This is a genomic window from Hyphomicrobiales bacterium, assembly GCA_016710435.1.
Taxonomy (GTDB): domain Bacteria; phylum Pseudomonadota; class Alphaproteobacteria; order Rhizobiales; family Aestuariivirgaceae; genus Aestuariivirga.
This window is the reverse complement of sequence record JADJVV010000001.1, coordinates 2,226,930-2,247,245: the sequence shown is the minus strand read 5'-3', so window position 1 is coordinate 2,247,245 and position 20,316 is coordinate 2,226,930. Positions and strand designations below refer to the sequence as shown.

General features: G+C 62.8%; 24 protein-coding genes and 1 pseudogene. 16 read left to right on the top strand and 9 right to left on the bottom strand.

Features of this window, described 5'->3' with window-relative positions:
* The first annotated feature begins 23 nt into the window (after window positions 1–23).
* On the top strand, window positions 24–560 hold the full coding sequence (locus tag IPM06_10875) for a DUF1214 domain-containing protein (protein MBK8770921.1): 537 nt from the start codon (window positions 24–26) through the stop codon (window positions 558–560).
* Window position 561: 1 nt separating this feature from the next.
* Complete coding sequence (locus IPM06_10870) at window positions 562–1,125, top strand: hypothetical protein (GenBank protein MBK8770920.1); 564 nt, start codon at window positions 562–564, stop codon at window positions 1,123–1,125.
* Between the two features lie 12 nt (window positions 1,126–1,137).
* On the opposite strand, the gene IPM06_10865 is transcribed toward IPM06_10870, so the two are convergent.
* From IPM06_10865 to IPM06_10855, 3 genes are all read right to left on the bottom strand, one after another.
* The gene (locus IPM06_10865; GenBank protein ID MBK8770919.1) at window positions 1,138–1,338 is read right to left on the bottom strand and encodes a hypothetical protein; all 201 of its coding nucleotides are present in this window, start codon (window positions 1,336–1,338) and stop codon (window positions 1,138–1,140) included.
* An 83-nt stretch (window positions 1,339–1,421) separates the two neighbouring features.
* Entirely contained in the window at window positions 1,422–1,763 is a 342-nt protein-coding gene (locus IPM06_10860; protein MBK8770918.1) for a DUF1491 family protein, read from the bottom strand.
* The gene (locus IPM06_10855) at window positions 1,760–2,533 is read right to left on the bottom strand and encodes a peptidoglycan-binding protein (GenBank protein MBK8770917.1); all 774 of its coding nucleotides are present in this window, start codon (window positions 2,531–2,533) and stop codon (window positions 1,760–1,762) included. The genes IPM06_10860 and IPM06_10855 overlap by 4 nt, the downstream gene beginning before the upstream one ends.
* Window positions 2,534–2,771: 238 nt before the next feature.
* Here IPM06_10855 and IPM06_10850 point away from each other — a divergent pair, with 238 nt between their 5' ends.
* Window positions 2,772–3,203, top strand: coding sequence for a DUF5330 domain-containing protein (locus IPM06_10850; protein MBK8770916.1), 432 nt, complete (start codon window positions 2,772–2,774; stop codon window positions 3,201–3,203).
* A 33-nt stretch (window positions 3,204–3,236) separates the two neighbouring features.
* Window positions 3,237–3,668, top strand: coding sequence for a SufE family protein (locus IPM06_10845; protein MBK8770915.1), 432 nt, complete (start codon window positions 3,237–3,239; stop codon window positions 3,666–3,668).
* On the opposite strand, the gene IPM06_10840 is transcribed toward IPM06_10845, so the two are convergent.
* The 4 genes from IPM06_10840 to IPM06_10825 all read right to left on the bottom strand — a co-directional run bounded on the left by IPM06_10840 (window position 3,628) and on the right by IPM06_10825 (window position 7,595).
* Complete coding sequence (locus IPM06_10840; protein ID MBK8770914.1) at window positions 3,628–4,404, bottom strand: hypothetical protein; 777 nt, start codon at window positions 4,402–4,404, stop codon at window positions 3,628–3,630. The genes IPM06_10845 and IPM06_10840 overlap by 41 nt on opposite strands.
* A 59-nt stretch (window positions 4,405–4,463) precedes the next feature.
* On the bottom strand, window positions 4,464–4,922 hold the full coding sequence (locus tag IPM06_10835) for a PAS domain-containing protein (GenBank protein ID MBK8770913.1): 459 nt from the start codon (window positions 4,920–4,922) through the stop codon (window positions 4,464–4,466).
* 148 nt (window positions 4,923–5,070) lie between these two features.
* A complete protein-coding gene (locus IPM06_10830) occupies window positions 5,071–5,478 on the bottom strand; it encodes a MucR family transcriptional regulator (protein MBK8770912.1) in 408 nt (135 codons plus the stop codon).
* A gap of 137 nt (window positions 5,479–5,615) precedes the next feature.
* Window positions 5,616–7,595 carry a DUF2336 domain-containing protein gene (locus tag IPM06_10825; GenBank protein MBK8770911.1) on the bottom strand — a complete coding sequence of 660 codons (1,980 nt, stop codon included), beginning with the start codon at window positions 7,593–7,595 and terminating at the stop codon, window positions 5,616–5,618.
* A gap of 218 nt (window positions 7,596–7,813) precedes the next feature.
* On the opposite strand from IPM06_10825, the gene msrB reads away from it, so the two are divergent.
* From msrB to IPM06_10805, 4 genes are all read left to right on the top strand, one after another.
* Window positions 7,814–8,215: a peptide-methionine (R)-S-oxide reductase MsrB gene (gene msrB / locus IPM06_10820; protein MBK8770910.1), complete on the top strand. Its 402-nt coding sequence runs from the start codon at window positions 7,814–7,816 to the stop codon at window positions 8,213–8,215.
* Window positions 8,212–10,308 carry a S9 family peptidase gene (locus IPM06_10815; GenBank protein ID MBK8770909.1) on the top strand — a complete coding sequence of 699 codons (2,097 nt, stop codon included), beginning with the start codon at window positions 8,212–8,214 and terminating at the stop codon, window positions 10,306–10,308. The genes msrB and IPM06_10815 overlap by 4 nt, the downstream gene beginning before the upstream one ends.
* The gene (locus IPM06_10810; protein ID MBK8770908.1) at window positions 10,298–10,843 is read left to right on the top strand and encodes an isochorismatase family protein; all 546 of its coding nucleotides are present in this window, start codon (window positions 10,298–10,300) and stop codon (window positions 10,841–10,843) included. The genes IPM06_10815 and IPM06_10810 overlap by 11 nt, the downstream gene beginning before the upstream one ends.
* Window positions 10,844–10,935: 92 nt before the next feature.
* The gene (locus IPM06_10805; protein ID MBK8770907.1) at window positions 10,936–12,117 is read left to right on the top strand and encodes an acyl-CoA dehydrogenase; all 1,182 of its coding nucleotides are present in this window, start codon (window positions 10,936–10,938) and stop codon (window positions 12,115–12,117) included.
* Window positions 12,118–12,152: 35 nt separating this feature from the next.
* Here the strand turns inward: IPM06_10805 and IPM06_10800 are convergent, their stop codons facing one another.
* Complete coding sequence (locus IPM06_10800; GenBank protein MBK8770906.1) at window positions 12,153–12,929, bottom strand: TSUP family transporter; 777 nt, start codon at window positions 12,927–12,929, stop codon at window positions 12,153–12,155.
* 5 nt (window positions 12,930–12,934) lie between these two features.
* Window positions 12,935–13,531 carry a WHG domain-containing protein gene (locus tag IPM06_10795; protein ID MBK8770905.1) on the bottom strand — a complete coding sequence of 199 codons (597 nt, stop codon included), beginning with the start codon at window positions 13,529–13,531 and terminating at the stop codon, window positions 12,935–12,937.
* Between the two features lie 105 nt (window positions 13,532–13,636).
* Between IPM06_10795 and IPM06_10790 the strand changes: the two genes are divergently transcribed.
* The 8 genes and pseudogenes from IPM06_10790 to IPM06_10755 all read left to right on the top strand — a co-directional run bounded on the left by IPM06_10790 (window position 13,637) and on the right by IPM06_10755 (window position 20,268).
* Window positions 13,637–14,089, top strand: a complete 453-nt coding sequence (locus IPM06_10790) for a DUF4281 domain-containing protein (protein ID MBK8770904.1) — start codon at window positions 13,637–13,639, stop codon at window positions 14,087–14,089.
* Window positions 14,086–14,910, top strand: coding sequence for a hypothetical protein (locus IPM06_10785; protein MBK8770903.1), 825 nt, complete (start codon window positions 14,086–14,088; stop codon window positions 14,908–14,910). Before IPM06_10790 ends, IPM06_10785 begins: the two co-directional genes overlap by 4 nt.
* 81 nt (window positions 14,911–14,991) lie before the next feature.
* Window positions 14,992–15,591 (top strand): superoxide dismutase, encoded by a 600-nt coding sequence (locus tag IPM06_10780; protein ID MBK8770902.1) that lies wholly within the window; start codon window positions 14,992–14,994, stop codon window positions 15,589–15,591.
* A gap of 81 nt (window positions 15,592–15,672) precedes the next feature.
* Window positions 15,673–16,716, top strand: a complete 1,044-nt coding sequence (locus tag IPM06_10775) for a dipeptidase (protein MBK8770901.1) — start codon at window positions 15,673–15,675, stop codon at window positions 16,714–16,716.
* Window positions 16,717–16,816: 100 nt separating this feature from the next.
* Window positions 16,817–17,855: pseudogene (locus IPM06_10770) on the top strand (zinc-dependent alcohol dehydrogenase family protein).
* Between the two features lie 45 nt (window positions 17,856–17,900).
* The gene (locus IPM06_10765; GenBank protein MBK8770900.1) at window positions 17,901–18,344 is read left to right on the top strand and encodes an ATP-dependent zinc protease; all 444 of its coding nucleotides are present in this window, start codon (window positions 17,901–17,903) and stop codon (window positions 18,342–18,344) included.
* A complete protein-coding gene (gene rimK, locus IPM06_10760; GenBank protein MBK8770899.1) occupies window positions 18,341–19,246 on the top strand; it encodes a 30S ribosomal protein S6--L-glutamate ligase in 906 nt (301 codons plus the stop codon). Before IPM06_10765 ends, rimK begins: the two co-directional genes overlap by 4 nt.
* A gap of 29 nt (window positions 19,247–19,275) precedes the next feature.
* Window positions 19,276–20,268 carry a succinylglutamate desuccinylase/aspartoacylase family protein gene (locus tag IPM06_10755; GenBank protein MBK8770898.1) on the top strand — a complete coding sequence of 331 codons (993 nt, stop codon included), beginning with the start codon at window positions 19,276–19,278 and terminating at the stop codon, window positions 20,266–20,268.
* Window positions 20,269–20,316 lie beyond the last annotated feature (48 nt).

Below are 20,316 nucleotides of genomic sequence, written 5' to 3'. Positions count from 1 at the left end.
CGAACAGTGTATCTGACTGAAGAATGCGCGGATTTCTCCACATGCTGTTTGCCATCGTCGCGGGAGTCGCGGCAGGCTGGATCAGTGCCGTGAGCATGATCGAGAACTACGGCTTCGAAGCCGCTGCCGGACAGCCACAGTGGAAAGAGCGCCGCAACGCCACCGATCATCCCGCAGCGCCTTACGCCTTTGGATACTTCATCAACCAGGGCCAGGTGCCACCGCCCCTCACCTCCCGGCACTTCGTGCGCAGCACGGATGACGAGGGCCACCAGTTGCGCAACGAATGCCTCTACGAACTTTCCGGCATGATGCCCGCGGCGCGGCGCTGGTCCATGGGTGTTGCAGGGGCCGATGGTTCCGCCGCGACGCTCGGCGCGGGCGAAGCCATTTATGAAGCGGATGGCAGCGTGAACATTTTTCTTTCGGAGATGCCCGTGCCCGGCAACCGGCTGATGTTCCCGCCGCAGGGCACACCTGTCGTATCCCTCACCATCCATGACCCGCAGGAAGGCGACAAGCCGCTCGCCCTTCCCGGCATCAAGCGGGTGAGGTGCTGAGGTGGGGCGCTTCTACTGGATGCTGCTGTTCATCGCTTCGGCCATCGCGACGCATGCGGCCTATGTGCTCTACTATCCCGGCTATAATTTCGACAGCAAGGTGGAGGCCGCGCTCGGTCCCGACAGCCGCAACACCATGATGCTGCTCACGCCAGCGCAGGTGGCACGACTCTTTCCGGCCTATGCGGTGTCAGACATCGTGGCCATGTGCCGCTACGACCTCTCGCAAGGCCCGATGCAGATCACCGCCAAGCTGCCGCGCGGCTACTGGACCTTCTCGATCTTCACGGTGAAGGGCCGCCAGGTCTATTCGCTCACCGATGCGCAGGCGGGCGAAAACAGCTTTGCGGTGGACCTGTTGCAGGCGCCCGATCTCATTGCGCAACTGAAGGGCGCGCTCGATGAAGGCGGCGAGGCCGAGGCGATCGACAACGTAGGCTGGAAGGTGGAGACACCGGAAGCGCGCGGCATTGCGGTGATCTGGGTGCCGGTTGCCGATCCGATCTTCCGCAGCTCCACGCTGGCGGCGGTGCGCAACAGCAGTTGCGCGCGGCAGAAATCGTAACCCCTGCGGCTTCTATGATTTGGCGGCGCGGCGGCGGTTCAGGCCGTGTCCGGCGCGGGGCGTGTGCGGTTCGGGCTCGAAGAGGTCATCATCTTCGTTGACCAGACGCTCAAAGCGTACACCTGGAAAAATGATGATTTCAGCGCTGTGTCCATCTTGCGATGGCGGATTGCCAGCCCTCGGACGCAGTGCGAATTCCAGTACCGATGACATGACGCGAGCCTCATTCCCCTGGGTTGCTTCGTTCACCCCGTGACGCGATTAAGGCCAGTCATGGTTAACAAATGACTAAGCCGCTACTCTTCCACAGCAAGACCCGCGAGGCCATTGCGGTCTTCCACTTCGATGAGCCAGAGGTCGGGGTCGGCCTTTTTCCGGCGCGCCATGCGTTCGCTGATGTGGCCCCACGCCACAGGCACGGGAACGTCGCGGATGAACCGGCGCTCGCCCGCGTCATCGTAGGCAGCACCGGGAGCGGGAGCGAGCAGGTCGTGGGTTCCGTCGAGATGGTTGATGACGACGTAGAGTGCGCCCGCCTCTTCCGCGCCCTTATGGACGATGGCGCCGAATTGTCCCCTCACCGCGCAGGTGCGCAGGAAGGCCTGCACCCAGATGGCGGTGGTGAGGCGTGGTGTCACCGCTGGGCGGCGGCGGCTTCCGCAACCTTCAGGGCAGCGACGAGTTCCTTGCTGATGGAGCCGTCCATCGACAGGCCGAAATCCATCTCGAACTTGAGGATGGCGGCGCGGGTGGCATCATCAGGTTCACCGGTGACGGCGCCGATGTCATAACCCAGCTTGCGCAGTTTCTGCTGCACATCGCGGACACGGGCCAGGCCCTGCGGCTTGGGCGCAGGAGCGGCGGCAGCGGCAGGCGCGGGCTGTACCTGCTGATTCGCCACGGCACGCTTGAGCGGCTGCGGTTCGGCAAGTTTTTCCGGCGCAACGGAGCCCGTGAATTCCGAGGCTGCGGCCACCTTGCGGGTGTAGCGGATGTGCTCCAGCAGGTTCTTCGTCACTTGGCCGGTGATGGGCAACTGGTTGTCACGCTGGTAGGACTTGATGGCAATGACGGTCTGCTTGCCGGTCACGCCATCGACAAGGCCACGATAGTGGCCGGTGGCGAGAAGCTCGCGCTGGACGTCTTCCACCTGCGGATCATATGTAATTGTAATGCTGGTCGTGGGCTTTGCCGGTGCAGCCACTTCCACATAGGTGGTGGCGCCCTTGGGAATGCGCGTCACGAACTTGCTGGTGGCAGCCTGGTCATGGGCGCCGAAGAAAGCGTTCCACACGATCATGCCGCCCAGCCCCATGGCGAAAACGGCAAGTGCCGCAGCACCGGGCGAAACGCCACCCTCGCGCTCGTCCAGCACATCTCGAACCCTGGCTTTGGAAGATCGGCCCATACGCAACTCACCTGACTTCCCCACACTCTGCCCAAGTCTGGTTAATGCCACCTTTCTCCCGGTGGCTTGCGCACAGGCAAAGAGGGTGAACGAGACGTTACCAAACCCCGCGGCATTTGAATCGAAACTGTGTGCCCGTCTTCAACGGGCGGCAAGCGGGCTTTGCTATCACGGTAACCGAACGGATTACCGGATCAACACGGTGAACGCGAACGGGGTTGCAGATACGGGGTTACACATGGGGATCTTGAGAAACGCGATTATCCTGGGGGCCGTGGCAGTTGCCATGCCCAATCCACCTGCATCAGAGCAGCAGCCGGGGGTGGTTCCACCGACGGCAAGCAGCTTTGCCTATCTGGCCGCGGCGGCAGATGCCTTTGCCGATGTGCGTGCCTTCTGCGAACGCCGCCCCGCCGTATGCCAGACTGCCGGACATCTGGCGGTCAACATGGAGGCGAAGGCAAAGTACAGCGCCAAGCTCCTCTATGAATGGGCCAATGACGCAGGCGATGCGACGCCGCATCAGGCGGGCCTGCCGCCGGACCTCGCCAATGCCGATCCCATCGCCACCGGTTCCACCGCCGAAAAGCTGGCACTCGCGCCACAGTCGACGCTGAAGCTCGAAGACCTGATCCCCGCGTGGAAAGCGCCCAAGCCCCGGAAGGGTTGATCACCGGCCCAAAACGGCTATGTGACGGGGGCGATGACAGACAGCCTGCAAGCGCTCCGTGACGACTTCTCCGTGCTCGACGACTGGGAAGACCGCTATCGCTATGTCATCGACCTGGGCAAGGCGCTTCCGGACATGGACCCTGCCCTCAAGACCGCCGCCACAAAGGTGAGCGGATGTGCCAGCCAGGTGTGGATTCATTCGCGGCCGGTGGTCCGCAATGGCGCGACCTATCTCGATCTTGTAGGCGACAGCGACGCCCTCATCGTGAAGGGACTCATCGCCATCGCCTTCCTGATTTTCGCGCCGCGGCCCGTGACTGAAATCCCAGACGTCGATGCCGCCGCAATCTTTGCCGATCTGGGCCTGCGCGAGCATCTCACGCCGCAACGCTCCAACGGTCTTGCCTCCATGGTTGCGCGGATCAAGGCTGATGCGATGCGGGCACGTCCGCCGGCGGAATAGCCGGCCTGTAATCCGCCACCGCCCAATGGCCGATCCGCTGCGGGCCGCCATGACGCAGTTGCGGTTTCAATCCATAGTGCCGGGCAAGGCGCGTGAGTGCGAGCAGGAGAATGGCGCGTGCCGAGCGGCGCGGCAATGCAAGGCGGCGCTCTGCCTCCTCCAATCCCGAGATGAGGCAGCAGACCTGCAGCAGCAGGCCCGAGAGTTCCGGGCCCACAGCATCGAGCGCCAGATGAAGCCGTTGCCGCGCGGCGATGGCGCCATCGCTGAGGCGGGCAATGCCGTTGTCGCTCATCTGCCAGTGGCGGCCACCCGCGGTTTGTGCGGGATCGTAGTTCATGGTGAGGCGGGCCGTGAGGTGGGCGCGCTCGTAATCCAGGCGAAGCCGGTCCGCAGCCTTCATGTGTTCGGCATCAAAGCGCGTCTCGCCTGCCTGGGCTTGCGAGCCCAACAAGCGCTGCAAGGGATTTTCCGCCATGTCGCGCACTGCCCGCACTGCCGCGGCAGCAGGGCGGAACAGGCCATCATCAGCGGCCACCAGGGCCCCGGCGGCGACCAGTCTTGCGATCACCGGGGATGATTTCAGTGGCAGGGCGCGCTGACCGCTGCCATCGGCCGTCATCACGTGCCAGCGGCCATTGCGCTCCAGCAATGCGCCACCGCCGCTGCGCAAGCGCTTGAGCAGGGTCTTTTCAGGCGGGAGAGCGGCGGGGAGAACAGTTGAACGTGCAGGCATCACTCACTCCTTCAATGGAAGTGAATGTTGCACATCCTATAATAGGAATCAATACACAGTTAGGCGATAGCGGCCACGTCCTCGTCCAGCCTGTCGGTGGCGGACATGAAATAGTCGAAGCACAGGACCATGCCGACGCCGGTGCCGGCGAGGCGCAGCGGCAGGCGCAGCCAGTATTGCACCATGTGTTCCTTGTGCAGGCGCGGTCCCTTCACCACGCCCTGCGTGGGCAAGCCATCGGCAATGGTGCGTTCGAAGGCGGCGAGCCAATAGTCGCGCTTGTCGCCCCAGTCGAGATCATCCAGCGTGAGGCCAGTGATTTCACGGTCGTAGATTTCGCGAAGTCTGGTGCCCGCAAGGCGCACGCGGGCCTTGCCGATCGCATCGCGCACTTCCACCAGGCTGATGCCGGAGAGCATGCGCGGAATTTCGCCCGGCACGATGTCGGCCCGGCACGGCATGCTCGCCGTGCCAGCCTTTGCCAGCCAATAATCAAAGAGTTGGCGTTGTTCAGGCACAACAAGCTGCGCCCTGAACGCCTTAACGTCCTGACCCCAATCCACTGCCGCCCCTTACAATTCGAATCGGTCGTCCCACCGATTCCCCAGTGTATGAATCGGCGATTCGTGATCCGCAAGAGTCAGGGCCGTGCGGGCGCAGATAAATTTAGCGGCGCTTCTTGCCCTTGCGTCCAAGTCCCATGGACTTCGCGAGTTTGGACCGCGTTTCCGCATAGCGCGGCGCAACCATCGGATAGTCAGCGGGAAGGCCCCACTTGGCGCGATACTGTTCCGGCGTGAGGCTATACTTCACACGCAGGTGACGCTTGAGCGACTTGAAGCGCTTTCCGTCTTCGAGGCAGACGAGGTAATCCGGGAAAATCGATTTCTTGATGGATGATTTCTGCGGCTTCAGATCGGGCGACGACGCCATGGCGGCGCCCGTGCCAACAGCCTGCAAAGCGCCATGCACATCTGCCACCAGACGGGCAACATCACCACGCGGCACCTCATTGCGAGAAACATAGGCTGCAACAATCTGTGCCGTGAGAGAAAGAAGTGGTGAGTCAGTCATCATGTAGTTCCCCGATTGAAATGAAATATTTCCATAGCCGCAGTGGGCAACGGCGGCAACATTCAAAGTATCAATGGAAGGAAATTCTGCTCATCTCAGAGTATAAACGGGATGCAGGGGCGCAACCCCAGATTTCCTCAATGTACCGGAGCATAAGGGCCTGCCTTGCGCACGGCCCAGTTCCAATACGTCAGAAGAATGCGCGCCTTGTTCAGCGACAGCGTATCGAACATCGACTGAAGTTCCGACACTTCGCGCTCGTCATCGATCAGCGGCACTTCCCCGCGTTTCAGGGCGGGGAGCAGGTCCGGGACGCTGGAGCGCGGAAAACCAGCGGCCTTCAACAACACCACCAATGCATCGCCGCGGCGATCGATCAGCACGCGATGAACCGTGGAGGCATCGACGTTCAGCGCCTCGCCAAGTTTGTGGGCCGCCGTTTCGATGCGGCCGCGGCAGGCGATCTCGAGGTATTCCATCACGTCGCCGGCACTTGGCAGGCCGATGTCGTCCTTGCCTTCGTCACCGGCCTGCGCCGAGAGCGTGATCTTGAGAATCTTGGTGAGGGTTTCTGAATCCGTGAGGAAGCGGTGCAGCAGGTAGCGGCGGAGCTGCGGTGGTGCGGGCCAGAACAACTCGAAGGCATGGGGCGCACCAAGATCGGCGCGCGTGGAAAGCGGCGCCATCAGTTCATCATGCTTCGCGGCGGCCTCGATCAGTGCGCCAAAGCCGTCATGGGAGATTTCCGCATTGGCATTGCGCACCAGCGTCAACAACACGGAGGTATCGCCCGTGGCGATCAGCTTGTCGCTGATGGCACGGGAGAGTTTGCGGCGGCGGGCGACCATGCGGCGCTTGCCGGCATTTTCTTCCGCCACCACCATCGCAAGGTCCTGATCGGTGATGTGCATGCAGTCTTCGAGCAAGGGACCGGACACTTCCACGCGATCATCGCGGATGAGCTTGGCCACCAGCAACTGCGGCGGGTTATCCATCATGGCCAGACGATGTGACAGCATGGCGAGCGGCTTTGCGGCGAGCTTCGGCAGCAGGCGGAGCAAGGTATCCGAAGCGAGCGCACGTTCATGCGGCAGGCCGGAGTTGCTGCCAGAGGCCATCATGTCGAGCAGCGAACGGGCGAGTTCTGCCGTCTCCAGCTGCTCGTCTTCATTGTATTCGTTGAAGACGGGCGGCGGTGCGGGCTGGGGCTCGGTGGGAAGGGCCATCTCCGCGATGCGCGAAAGGTCGTGCTCGGGCGGCACCTCGGCGATCTCGATCCCCTGTTCGGCTGCCATAAGCTCGGCTGCTTCGCGCAGGAAGTCGGCGCGCTCTTCGAGCGTCGGCGTGGCCAGCACCTGCCGCCAGATGTTTTCGATGTCGAGCTGTTGCAGGCGGTTCGTGGCCCCTTCACGCAGACGCTCCTGCACCACTTCCATGGTTGGCGCCTCGACCGTGACCTGTTCGCCATTTTCCTCGATCACGCGCGGCGGCGGCGGTGGCGGTGGCGGCGGCAGGATTTCCGGCAAGGCCGCTGGTGGTGCAACCTTGTGTTCAGCGGCCAGCACACGCTCGAGCGGAGAGGCATAGACCGGTGGCGGCGGCGCTTCTTCCACTTCGGGCGACACGGGAGGCAGTTCAAATGGCTGCGCCTCTTCGGCGGCGATGTCCAAGGCAGGCGCCGATGCCTCAACGACGGCAGGCTCTGCGGGCCAGACGACGGCGGGTTCAGGCGGCGGCGGATCGGCAAGCGCCACCAGCACGGGATCGGGCTCTGCCGCGATGGGTTCCTCAAGCGCCAGCTCTTCATGCCGGACGATGGGAGGCTCTGCCTCGACGGTCGGAAGCTCGACTGAAAACGTATCTGCCGGAGCAGCGTCAACAACAGGCGCGGCAAGAGGAGCGTGGTGCAGGTCCGGCAGGGTGATATGGCCCATGGCGGGCGGCACAGGCGGCACCGCGATGGGTTCAACGTGCGCTACGGAAATCGCGAGGGACGGGACGGCAACAGCCGGCCTCTTCAAACGCTCGGCCAGGGCACGAAAGCGGTCGGCGCCGATGCGGGGACGCACCGCACCCGCGCCCAAAGCGCCTGACGCCGAAGTTGCGTCGTTCCCCATGCCAAGTTGTTCCGTCATAGCGTCCAAAGGCTTATTCCCCATTCAATCCATGCCGGACACAGCTTCAAACTTACTTAATTGCGAGGGATGGCGCCCTTGGGCGGCGTTAAGGTTTGAGGTTATGGTGAATGCTTGGTAAATTCCCCGTCATCCTGGCGGTGCTGCTCTGGCGCGCCGCGTGAATGCGCCTACATGAAGGTCCGGAGGTTTTTCACACCATGAGCAAGATCCAGAAGAGTGACGCCGATTGGAAGGCGAAACTTTCACCTGAAGCCTATCGCGTGGCGCGCGAGCACGGAACGGAGCGCGCCTTTACCAGCCCTCTCAACAACGAAAAGCGCGCCGGCATGTTCACCTGCGTGTGCTGCGGGAAACCCGTGTTTTCATCAGAGACAAAATTCGATTCCGGCACAGGCTGGCCCAGCTTTTATCAGCCCGCGGATGATACCGCCGTCGGCACCAGCGAGGACAGGGCCTGGTTCATGCGGCGCACGGAAGTGCATTGCGCCGATTGCGACGCCCATCTCGGCCATGTGTTCCCGGATGGACCCAAGCCCACGGGACTGCGCTATTGCATCAATGGCGTCGCCCTCGATTTCAAACCAGAAGGCAAAGAATGACTGCTCCTGTACTTGCTCCGCCGGTTGCGGAGAAACGCCCCGTCGCTGAAACCTGGCATGGCCATACCAAGCATGATGACTACAAATGGCTGAAGGCTGAGAACTGGCAGGAGGTGATGCAGGATCCCTCCCTCCTGCCCGCGGACATTCGCGCCTACCTCGAAGCCGAGAATGCCTTTACCAAGACCGAGATGGCCGGGACCGAGGCGCTGCAGGCGCAGCTTTTCGCAGAACTGAAGGGCCGCATCAAGGAAGACGACCAATCGGTGCCTGCGCCGGATGGGCCTTACGTCTACTCATCGTCGTTCGTGATTGGTGGGCAATATCCGCTTCTCAAACGCCGGCCAAAGGCCGGTGGCGCGGAAGAACTGCTGTTCGACTGCAACGCGCTGGCCAAGGACAAGCCATACTTCAGCCTTGGCGGCGTGGCGCGCTCGCCGGACCACCGGCTTGCGGCGTGGTCACAGGACGACAAGGGCTCGGAATTCTACGAAATGCGCATCCGCGATTTCGCTTCGGGCACCGACCGGGAGGACCTGCTCACCAACACCAGCGGCGGCGCAACCTGGTCGGCTGACGGACAATACATCTTCTATACGTTGCAGGACGAGCATCACCGGCCGCTGAAGAGTTTCCGTCACCGGTTGGGTACGCCCCAGGCGGATGACGAGGTGGTCTTCGATGAGAAGGACACCGGCATGTTCACCGGTATCGGCTCAACGGCGTCCGAACGCTTCATCATCATCTCGGTGCATGACCACGACACGTCCGAGTGCTGGCTCATCGATGCGCAGGCGCCGCTGGAAGCACCGCGCCTTGTGGCGGGGCGCGTTCCCGGCATCGAATATGACATGGAGCATCACGGCGACCGCTTCATCATCAAGACCAACATCGATGGCGCGGAAGACTACAAGCTGGTGACAGCGCCTGTTTCCAATCCGCATCCGCGCAACTGGGTTGACCTTGTTCCGCACCGGCCCGGCATTTTCCTCGTGGGCTTTGCCGTGTTCAAGGATTGGCTGGTGCGCCTTGAGCGTGAGAACGCCCTGCCCCGCATCATCGTCCGCAACATGTCGAGCGGCGAGGAGCACGCCATCGCCTTTGATGAAGAGGCCTATTCACTGGGCTTTGGCGACATGCGCGAGTTCGAGACCGATACGCTGCGCTTCAGCTATTCATCGCCCACCACGCCGTCGCAGGTTTTCGACTACGACATGCGGACACGCGCGCGTGTCTTGCGCAAGACGCAGGAAGTGCCATCGGGTCATGATCCATCGCAGTATGTGGCGCGCCGGCTATTGGCACCCGCACATGACGGCGAAACCATTCCGGTGACGCTGCTCTACCGCAAGGACACGCCCCTGGACGGGTCGGCGCCGCTGTGGCTCTATGGCTATGGCTCGTACGGCATCTCCATGCCATCCGGCTTCAACACCAATATCCTGTCGCTGGTGAACCGCGGTTTCATCTACGCTACGGCGCATATTCGCGGCGGACAGGAAAAAGGCCGCCGCTGGTACAAGACCGGCAAGATGGACCAGAAGATGAACACCTTCCGCGATTTCATTGCGGCGGGCGAGCATCTGGTGGCGCAAGGCCTCACGCGGCGCGGCGCCGTCGTCGCGCAGGGCGGCAGCGCCGGCGGTTTGCTGATGGGTGCCGTCGCCAACATGGCGCCCGACCTGTTCAAGGCCATCGTGGCCGAGGTGCCGTTCGTGGACGCCTTGACGACGATGCTGGACGACACGCTTCCCCTGACTCCGCCGGAATGGCCGGAATGGGGCAACCCCATCGCCAGCAAGGCGGCGTATGAAACCATCTCGGCCTATGCACCCTACGAGAACGTGACGGCGCAGGCCTATCCGCACCTCTTTGCACTTGGCGGCCTGACAGACCCGCGCGTCACCTATTGGGAACCGGCGAAGTGGATGGCGAAGCTCCGTACACTGAATACATCGAAGAACCTGCTGCTGCTCAAGATCAACATGGGCGCGGGCCACGGCGGCGCTTCGGGGCGCTTTGACCGGCTGAAGGAAGTGGCGGAAGTCTATGCTTTCGGCCTCAAGGTGACGGGGAAGATGAATGCTGCTTGATGCTTCCAAGGCTTCTCTGCTGGTGATCGACATTCAGGAGCGGCTTTTGCCGGCCATGGCGGATGCAGAGCGGGTGGTGGCGAAGACCTCCATCCTGATGGCGGCGGCACGGGACCTGGGTTTGCCGATCACGGTTTCGGAGCAATATCCCAAGGGGCTGGGCCGCACGGTGCCGCAGCTTGCCGCCAATGATGCCACTGTGTTCGAGAAGACCTCCTTCTCCTGCTGGCGCGATGCCGCGATGAAGCAGCATTTCATCGGGCAGCATGACGGCGGGCGGCCTCTTGTGGTGGTCGCCGGAATCGAGGCGCATGTGTGCGTACTGCAAACCTGCTTCGACCTGGCAAATGCCGGTTTTGGGGTTTTTGCCGTGGCGGACGCCATGTCATCGCGCGCGTCCGCCTCCGCAGAACTCGCATTTGACCGCCTGCGCCATGCCGGCGTGGAGGTGGTGAACACCGAAATGGCGCTGTTCGAGTTGCTGGAAAAGGCCGGAACACCGCAGTTCAAGTCGCTGAGCGCACTGATCCGGTAGCCACTTCACGCGACAATCTTGTCCCTTCCGCCGATTTGACATTGCGCGGGCGGGCGGGTTCAATGGTGCATCGCATCAACATTGGGACCATCATGGCCAAACCTGCCGATTTCAACTGGGAAGACCCACTCGACCTCGAAAGCCTGCTCACGGAAGACGAACGCATGATCCGCGATTCAGCCCGTGCATTCGCGCAGGACAAGCTGATGCCGCGCGTGAAGAGCGCCTTCCGCGACGAGCGCTTCGACCGCGAGATCATGACGGAACTGGGCGACATGGGTTTCCTGGGCGTGATGACATCGGAAGCCTTTGGCGGCTCGGGCCTGGGCTACGTGGCGTATGGGCTTGTGGCGCGTGAAGTTGAGCGCGTTGACAGCGGCTATCGCTCGGCGATGAGCGTGCAGAATTCGCTGGTCATGCATCCGATCGAGGAATTCGGCAGCGAGGAGCAGAAGGCGAAATATCTGCCGCGTCTTGCCACAGGCAAGATCGTCGGCTGCTTCGGCCTCACCGAGCCGGATGCGGGCTCTGATCCCGGCGGCATGAAGACGCGCGCCGCGAAGACAGCAAACGGTTTCGTGCTGAATGGCTCGAAGATGTGGATCACCAATTCGCCGATCTCCGACATCGCGGTCGTGTGGGCGAAGGATGAGGCGGGCGACATTCGCGGCTTCATCGTGGAACGCGGCATGAAGGGATTTTCGACACCCGAGATCAAGGGCAAGGTGTCGTTGCGCGCCTCCATCACCGGAGAGATCGTGCTCAACAATGTGGAAGTGCCTGCCGATGCCATGCTGCCCAAGGCGAAGGGACTGGGTGGTCCGTTCTCATGCCTGAACAAGGCACGCTTTGGCATTGCCTGGGGTGTGATGGGTGCGGCGGAAGACTGCTGGCACCGGGCGCGGCAATACACACTGGACCGCAAACAGTTCGGCAAGCCGCTCGCTGCCAACCAGTTGGTGCAGAAGAAACTTGCCGACATGCAGACGGAGATCGCGCTTGGCCTGCACGGATGCCTTTCGCTGGGACGCGGACTTGAACGCGGCACCATTGCGCCGCCTGCCATTTCCCTGATGAAGCGCAACAACTGCGGCAAGTCTCTTGATGTGGCGCGGGCGGCCCGCGACATGCACGGCGGCAACGGCATCTCGGACGAGTATCACGTCATCCGCCACATGGTGAACCTGGAGACAGTGAACACCTATGAAGGCACGCATGATGTGCACGCCCTGATCCTCGGCCGCGCGCAGACGGGCATTCAGGCGTTCATGTGATGTGGCACCGGCGGACATGATCCGCCGGTGATTGCTCAGAAATAGGCCCAGATCGGATTGTCGGCGCTGAACAGGAGCTTTGCCGCCATGGCGAGGCAGACAGTGACGAGCAAGGGCCGGATGATCCTGGCGCCGTTCCTGATCGCCACGTGGGCGCCCACATAGGCTCCGATCACCTGGGCGATGCCCATCACAAGTCCGATCACGATGACGATCTTTGCGGTGAAAGCGAAGATCAGCAGCGATGCGACGTTCGATGTGAAGTTGAGAAGTTTGGTGCGGGCGGTGGCTTCGATGATGCCCAGTCCGAAGACGCTCACCAGCGCCAGCATGAGGAACGATCCCGTGCCAGGGCCGAAAAAGCCATCATAGAAGCCGAGCGCGGGGGCAAGCATGAAGGAGAAGGCCGCCATGGGAAACACCGGCTGGGCGGCCTCATCCGTGAGGCGTGGCGAGAGCGCAAAGTAGAGCGCTACCGCGAGCAGCAGCACGGGCATGATGATCGAGAGCAGCGCCCGGGGTGCTGCGGACACCATCACCACGCCCAGCGCCGCTCCCACGAAGACGAAGGCCACGGTGCGCCAATGGGCGCGCGGGTCCAGCAGGCCCTTTTTCCAGAACGTGTAGGTGGCGGAGGCCGTGCCGAAGGTGCCTTGCATCTTGTTGGTGGCCAATGCCGTGAGCGGATCGAGGCCCGCCAGCAGCAGCGAGGGCAGCGCAAGCATTCCCCCGCCACCGGCAATTGAATCGATGAAGCCCGCCACGAGTCCAACAAGTGCGAGCAGCAGCAGCGTGATGATATCGACGTCCATCCCCGCTATGTATCGGATTGCAGGCCGGCAATCACCATCCGTGTGAGGGCCTCGACGGCCTGGTCCGGGTCGATCTGCGGCGGGGCGGCCTGGTCGATGAGCAGCATGGCGAAGCCATGGCAGGACGACCAGACGTGCAGCGATCCCATGGTGGCCTTCTGGGGTCCGGCGAGCGCCATCACCTCGCGCTCCAGCTGCGACCATGCGGCGAAGGCGGCTGACGTGGCATGGGGCGTGCGGTCCACGCCCGGGCGCTTTCCAAACATCAGGCCGTAGGTGGCACGGTTGGCCTGCGCAAAGCGCAGGTAGGCGCGGGCCATGGCCTGCAGGCGGGCGGAGGGGGATTGATCGGGTGAGCGGCGGGCGGCGGTGTCCAACGATTCCACGAAACGCTCAAAGCCCCGGGCCACCAGTTCTCCGTAGAGTTCCCCGACGGAGGCGAAGTGGTGCTTCGGAGCGGCGTGAGAGACGCCCGCCCGCCGGGCGATTTCCCGCAGGGAGAGCTTTTCCAGCGGCAATTCGGACAGGGCCTGTTCGGCCGCGTTCAGGAGTGATTCCCGCAAGTCGCCGTGGTGATAGGGTTTTCGCTCGTCCGGACTCATGCCTGCCCAGGATAAGTCTCGTTCGACATCTTTACAACGTAAAATATCTTGACAATGTAAATATATCGGCGACATATGTTTCCGCTGTCAACATAGGAACGTGTCATGTCATCCGACTTCCTTTTCTTCGCCGCCAACACCGCGGCAGTGCTCGGCTGGCTGGTGCTGGGTTATGCGGTGCTCCGCCGCAACGACTGGCTCCGGGACCAGTTGGCCGGCCGATGGCTGCCGCTGGCCTTCGCGGGCTTCTACAGCGTGTTGATCTTTTTTTTCTACGGCCGGGGGCCCGGCGGGTTTGGCTCGGTCGGAGACGTACAGGCGCTCTTCACCTCACCCTGGATGGCGCTCGCAGGGTGGGTGCACTACCTCGCCTTCGACCTGTTCATCGGGGTGCTGATTGCGCGGCGCGTGATGGCGGCGGGTCTGCCGCGCTTCGTTCTGCTGGTGCTGCTGCCGGCCACCTTCCTGTTCGGGCCCGTCGGCCTCCTGCTTTCCGAAATCACGCTGCTGGCGTTGCGGCCCCGCGCGCTGGCGGCCCCAGAGGAATGGCTTCAATGACACACAGCATCACGGCCCTGCCCTCATTCTCCTGGCGTGACAGCCGCGCGGTGTTGTTGTTGCGCGACAGCATCTTCGGGTCGCGGCTGCTCAGCGTCCATGCCGTGCTGATGCTGTCAGGCCTCGCCGTGACGCTGTTGCTGATGCAGTGGGACACGCGGATGATCGCGGGTGCTGGTGTGTGGCACAAGCCGGCGAAGTTCTTCTTCTCTCTCGCGGTGCAATTTGCAACGGTGGCGTGGGCCTTGTCGCTGCTGCCTCAGGCATCGCGCAGCCTGCGCAGCGTGCGCATTGCCTCCGTGGCCATGATCGCGGCGGGGTGGGGCGAGATGGCCTACATCGTGTTCCGTGCGACCCGCGGCGAAGCTTCGCATTTCAACCAGTCCGACCTGTTCGCACAGATTGCCTATGCGTTGATGGGCATTGGCGCGTTGACGCTCACGGTCACGGCGGGATGGATCGGCATTGTGCTGTGGCGGCAGCGCGGCGCATCACTGTGGCGCATGGCGGCGGGGCTTGGCTTGATGCTGGGTGCGGTGCTCACCACGCTGGTTGCCTTCCATCTTTCCAATCATGCCGGCGGACACTGGGTTGGGGGTGCCGCCACAGATGCAGGCGGGCTCCGCCTCTTCCTCTGGTCGACGACGGGCGGTGATCTCCGCGTGGCGCATTTCGTGGCGCTGCATGCCATGCAGGTCGTGCCCTTCGCCGCACTTTCCGGGCGGCGCAGCGTTGTGCTGGCAACGGCACTTGCTGTCGTGCTTGCGACAGTGGCCCTGTTCCTGCAGGCCGTGTGGGGCATTCCACTGTTCACAGCCTGATTGCGGGGGTGAATTGTCTCTTCCTTGCAGGGCGGCGTCGCAACGACTAAATGTTGTGACCAATCAACAAGGAGAGAACCAATGGCCCTTGAACTTCCAGCCCTGCCCTATGCGTATGACGCGCTTGGGCCCTACATGTCGAAGGAAACGCTTGAGTTCCATCACGACAAGCATCACCAGGCCTATGTCACCAACGGCAACAACCTGTTGAAGGATTCACCGCTCGCGTCCGCCTCCATCGAGGAAATCTGCAAGAAGGCCTATGCGGAGAAGAATGCCGGTCTCGTCAACAACGTGGGCCAGCACTACAACCACATCCACTTCTGGAACTGGATGAAGCCGAATGGCGGCGGCAAGAAGATCCCGGCGGCCCTGCAGAAGGCCATCGACAGCGATCTCGGCGGCTACGACAAGTTCCGCACCGATTTCGTGCAGGCGGGCGTGACGCAGTTCGGCTCGGGCTGGGCCTGGCTTGCGGTGAAGGATGGCAAGCTCGCGATCACCAAGACAGCCAACGGCGAGAACCCGCTGATGCATGGCGCACAGCCGATCCTTGGTGTCGATGTGTGGGAACACAGCTACTACATCGACTATCGCAACGCGCGCCCGAAGTATCTGGAAGCGTTTGTCGACAACCTCATCAACTGGGATTACGTCGCCGAGATGTATTCCAAGGCGTAAGGCCCCTTTCGGCTTTTCAATCCTTCCGTCACCCCGGCTTTGGCCGGGGTGACGGCTTTGTTTTTCAATCAGTATTCATTCATGCTCCCTATCATCGACGGCCATAACGACGTCCTGTTGCGTCTCCACGAGAAGAAAACCGTTTCGCCCGCGCGCGATTTCATTGATGGCGACGGGCTGGGGCAGATGGACCTGCCGCGCATCCGTGCTGGCGGCATGGGCGGTGGCTTCTTCGCGATTTTCTCTCCGGGCTCGCATGAAACGGTGCCTGATGATGACGAGGATCTGAACCCGCCCTATGCGGGCGCCCTGTCGCAGCGCGCCGCCGACCGCTCGGCCAAGGCGATGCTCGACATTCGCGATGCGATCTTCGCAGGCGCCAAGGGTGCCGTAACACCTTGCACCACGGCGGCGGAGATGCGTGCCGCCATGGATGCGAGAACGCTGGGCTTCATCACGCATATCGAAGGGGCGGAGGCAATCAAGCCCGACCTTTCCAACCTCCAGGATTATTACGACCGCGGGCTTCGTTCCCTCGGGCCGGTGTGGTCGAGGCCCAATGTCTTTGCCACCGGCGTTCCCTTCCGCTTTCCGGGATCACCGGACCAGGGCAGCGGGTTGACGGTCGAAGGTGTTGCACTGGTGAAGACGTGCAACGCCATGGGCATCATGGTGGATTGCTCGCACATCACCGAGCGCGGCTTCTGGGACATCGCAAAGACGAGCACCGCGCCCATTGTCGCCACCCATTCCAATGCCCACGCCATTGCGTCGTCATCGCGCAATCTCACGGATGAACAGTTGCGCGCCATCGGTGCGTCGCGCGGCATGGTGGGCCTCAACTTTGCCACAGGCTTCCTGAGGCCCGATGGTCGCTGGAATACAGATACGGGCCTCGACGTGATGCTGCGCCATCTCGATCACATGATTACGCTGGCAGGCGAAGATTGCGTGGGATTTGGCAGCGACTTCGACGGCGCCCGCATCCCCGCCGCCATCGGAGATGCCGCAGGCTTGCCGAACCTTGTGGTCGCGATGGAAGCCGCCGGTTATGGCGCGGCCCTGATCGGCAAGATCACCAGCGGAAACTGGCTTCGCGTGCTGCACGAGACGTGGGGCGCTTGATTATCTCATTCCGTGCGGCCACCAGACCCCCAGCCCGGCCCTCCCCAGAGCGTTGAGGGAGGGGTAAGGTGGGGGCGACCTTTCACATGGAATCACAGACATGCGCGCCGTTTATTTTGACGCTTTCCAGACACTCCCTGCTGTCGAGACGCTGACGGATCCTTCGCCGTCCCCGGCCGGCATCGTGGTGAAAGTGGAGGCGACGGGGCTTTGCCGGTCGGATTGGCATGGCTGGATGGGACATGACCCGGACATCAAGCTGCCGCATGTGCCGGGGCACGAGTTGGCGGGCACGGTTGCGGCCGTGGGGCGCGACGTGAGGACGTGGCGCGTCGGCGACCGGGTGACGGTGCCGTTTGTCTCAGGCTGCGGGCACTGCCCGGAATGCGCTTCCGGGCACCAGCACATCTGCGACAATCAGGTTCAACCCGGCTTCACCATGTGGGGCTCGTTCGCGGAGTACGTGGCGCTGGAATACGCTGACCTGAACGTGGTGCGCTTGCCCGACTCCATGGCCTTTGACACGGCGGCGGCGCTGGGATGCCGCTTCGTCACTTCGTTCAGCGCCGTGATCGACAAGGGCCGCTGTGCCCCCGGAGAATGGGTGGCGGTGCATGGCTGCGGCGGCGTCGGGCTGTCGGCCATCATGATCGCCGCCGCCATGGGCGCGCAGGTGGTGGCGGTGGACCTGACGGAGGAAAAGCTGGCGCTCGCCAAGGCGCTGGGCGCTGCCGTCACGATCAATGCCTCCGGTGGAACGAAAGTACCGCAAGCCATCCGCGACGTAACGGGGGGGCGGTGCACATCTCTCGATCGATGCCCTCGGGCATGCAGTAACGGCGATGAATTCCGTACGCTCGCTTCGCAAACGCGGACGCCACGTGCAAGTGGGATTGATGCTCGCCGAACACGCCCGTGCCGCCATGCCCATGGACCGGGTGATCGCCTACGAACTGGAGATCAAGGGCAGCCACGGCATGCAGGCGCACCGTTATCCCGAGATGTTGCGCATGATCGGGGCGGGCATGCTGAAGCCGGAGAAGCTGGTGGCCAAGACCATCGGCCTTGACGCGGCGCCTGCAGCCCTTGCGGCCATGGACAAGTTCGAGGGCAGCGGCATCACCATCATCCGGCCGTGAGCCCCGCATTGGCAAAGCCGCATCCGCTGATGTAATCATCTGCCCATGGCCATGCCGCCCCGTCCCACATATTTCCTCCTGCCTCAGGCGGGTTGGAAGGAGCATGTGCGGTTTCCGAAGCTCAAGCTCGGGCCCATCGTCGCCAAGCTCGATACGGGCGCGCGCTCGGCGGCCCTGCATGCCGACGAGATCCACGTGAGCGGGCGGCGCGTCACATTCGTGATCGTTAGGGATGGCCGCAGGCACAGTTACAAGGCCCCGCTTGTGGGCTTGAAGCGCGTCAAAAGTTCAAACGGAATCAGCGAGATGCGGGCAGTCATTCGCGCGACGCTGGAAGTGGGCAAGGCACTCTTCAAGGCCGAGATCACGCTCACAGACCGTGCCGACATGGATGTGCCCATGTTGCTGGGCAGGAATATCCTGAAGGGCCGCTTTCTCGTGAACCCGGCCCGCACATTTCTTCTGGAGCGCAAGACCAAGTCATCATGAAGATCGCCCTGCTCACCCGCAATCCGAAACTCTATTCGCACCAGCGCATCATCAGCGCCGCGCAGGAGCGCGGCCACGAGATCGTGCCCATCGACTACCTGCGCTGTACCATGAACATCTCATCGCGCAGGCCGGAGCTGCGCTTCATGGGCGAGAAGCTGGAGGGCTTCGACGCGGTGATCCCGCGCATCGCGGCCTCGCACACGTTCTATGGCCTCGCCGTGTTGCGCCAGCTCGAGATGATGGGCGTCTATCCGCTGAACGAGTCCGTTGCCATCGGCCGCAGCCGCGACAAGCTGCGCGCGCTGCAACTCCTGGCGCGCGATGGCGTGGGCCTTCCGGTGACGGCCTTCGCCAACTCGACGGGCAGCACCGATGACATCCTGCAGATGGTGGGTGGCGCTCCCGTGGTGATCAAGCTCCTGGAAGGCACTCAAGGGATCGGCGTGGTGCTGGCCGAAACGCACAAGTCGGCCAAATCGGTGATCGAGGCCTTCCATGGCGCCCAGATCAACATTCTCGTGCAGGAGTTCATCAAGGAGGCTGAAGGTCACGACATCCGCGCCTTCGTGGTGGGGCGCAAGATCGTGGCCACCATGGAACGGGCCGGGCCGGAAGGTGATTTCCGCTCCAACCTGCATCGCGGCGGGTCCGCCACCAAGGCCGAGCTTTCGGCAGCGGAGAAGACAGCGGCCCTCAAGGCCTGCAAATCCATGGGACTCAACGTGGCGGGCGTGGACATGCTGCGCTCGAAGCGGGGACCGGTGGTGATGGAGGTCAACTCCTCGCCGGGGCTGGAAGGCATCGAGCAGGCGACGGGACGCGACGTGGCCCGCGACATCATCTCCTTCCTCGAAAAGAACGCAAAACCGAACAAGACAAAGACACGCGGGAAAGGCTAGGCTTGCAGGGGCAAGCGGGGCGAAGGGGCATGGGCGGATTCGAAATCGGCGAGCGGACTGTCGCGGCGGGAACGCGCGAGACGGTGAACCTTGCCGTTTCGACGCTGGCCAATGCCAGCCCCATGAACCTGCCCGTCCATGTGGTGCATGGCGGGCCGGGGCCGGTGCTGTTTCTCTCAGGTGCAGTGCACGGCGATGAAATCCAGGGCATCGAAATCGTGCGGCGGGTGCTGGCTCACGAGTTGCTGAAATCGATGAGCGGCACGCTGCTCGCCATTCCCATCGTCAATGCCTTCGGCTTCCTCAATCATTCGCGCTACATGCCGGACCGGCGCGACCTCAACCGCTCGTTTCCGGGATCGGACCAGGGATCGCTCACGAGTCTGCTGGCAGACCTGTTCTTCCGCGAGGTGGTGAAGCGCTCGCACTATGGCATCGACCTGCATTCGGCGGCGCTTCACCGCACCAACCTGCCGCAAATCCGAATCGCGCCCAAGGATGACGACCTGATGAGACTGGCGGAGGCCTTTGCGCCGCCCGTCATCATGACGTCAAAGCTGCGCGAGGGTTCGCTGCGACAGAGCGCCAAGGATGCCGGTGTGAAGGTTGTACTGTACGAGGGCGGCGAGGCGCTGCGCTTCGAGGAGGCGGCAATCGAGGCCGGCGTGAAGGGCACGCTGCGGGTGATGAAGTCGATCGGCATGATCGGCACGGCACCTTCAGTTCCCGGCCATGCGGTGACGGTGCATTCGACGTCCAGCACGTGGACGCGCGCGCCCGAGGGCGGCATCCTGCATTCGGTCCGTCACGTGGGTGACAAGGTGGGACGGCGCGAGCCCATCGGCATCATCACCGATCCGCTGGGGCAGAGCCGCGTGCCGGTGTTTGCGGAAGACGACGGCATCATCATCGGCAAGACCAACCTCCCCATCGTGAACCGCGGCGATGCCCTGTTTCACGTGGCCCGCATCAAGACCTCGGCGAAGGTGGATGCGATGCCCGACGAAGACGAGATCATTTAGGCACTTCCATTTCGATTGAACCCACGTTGCGCCGGGTTGACGCATGAA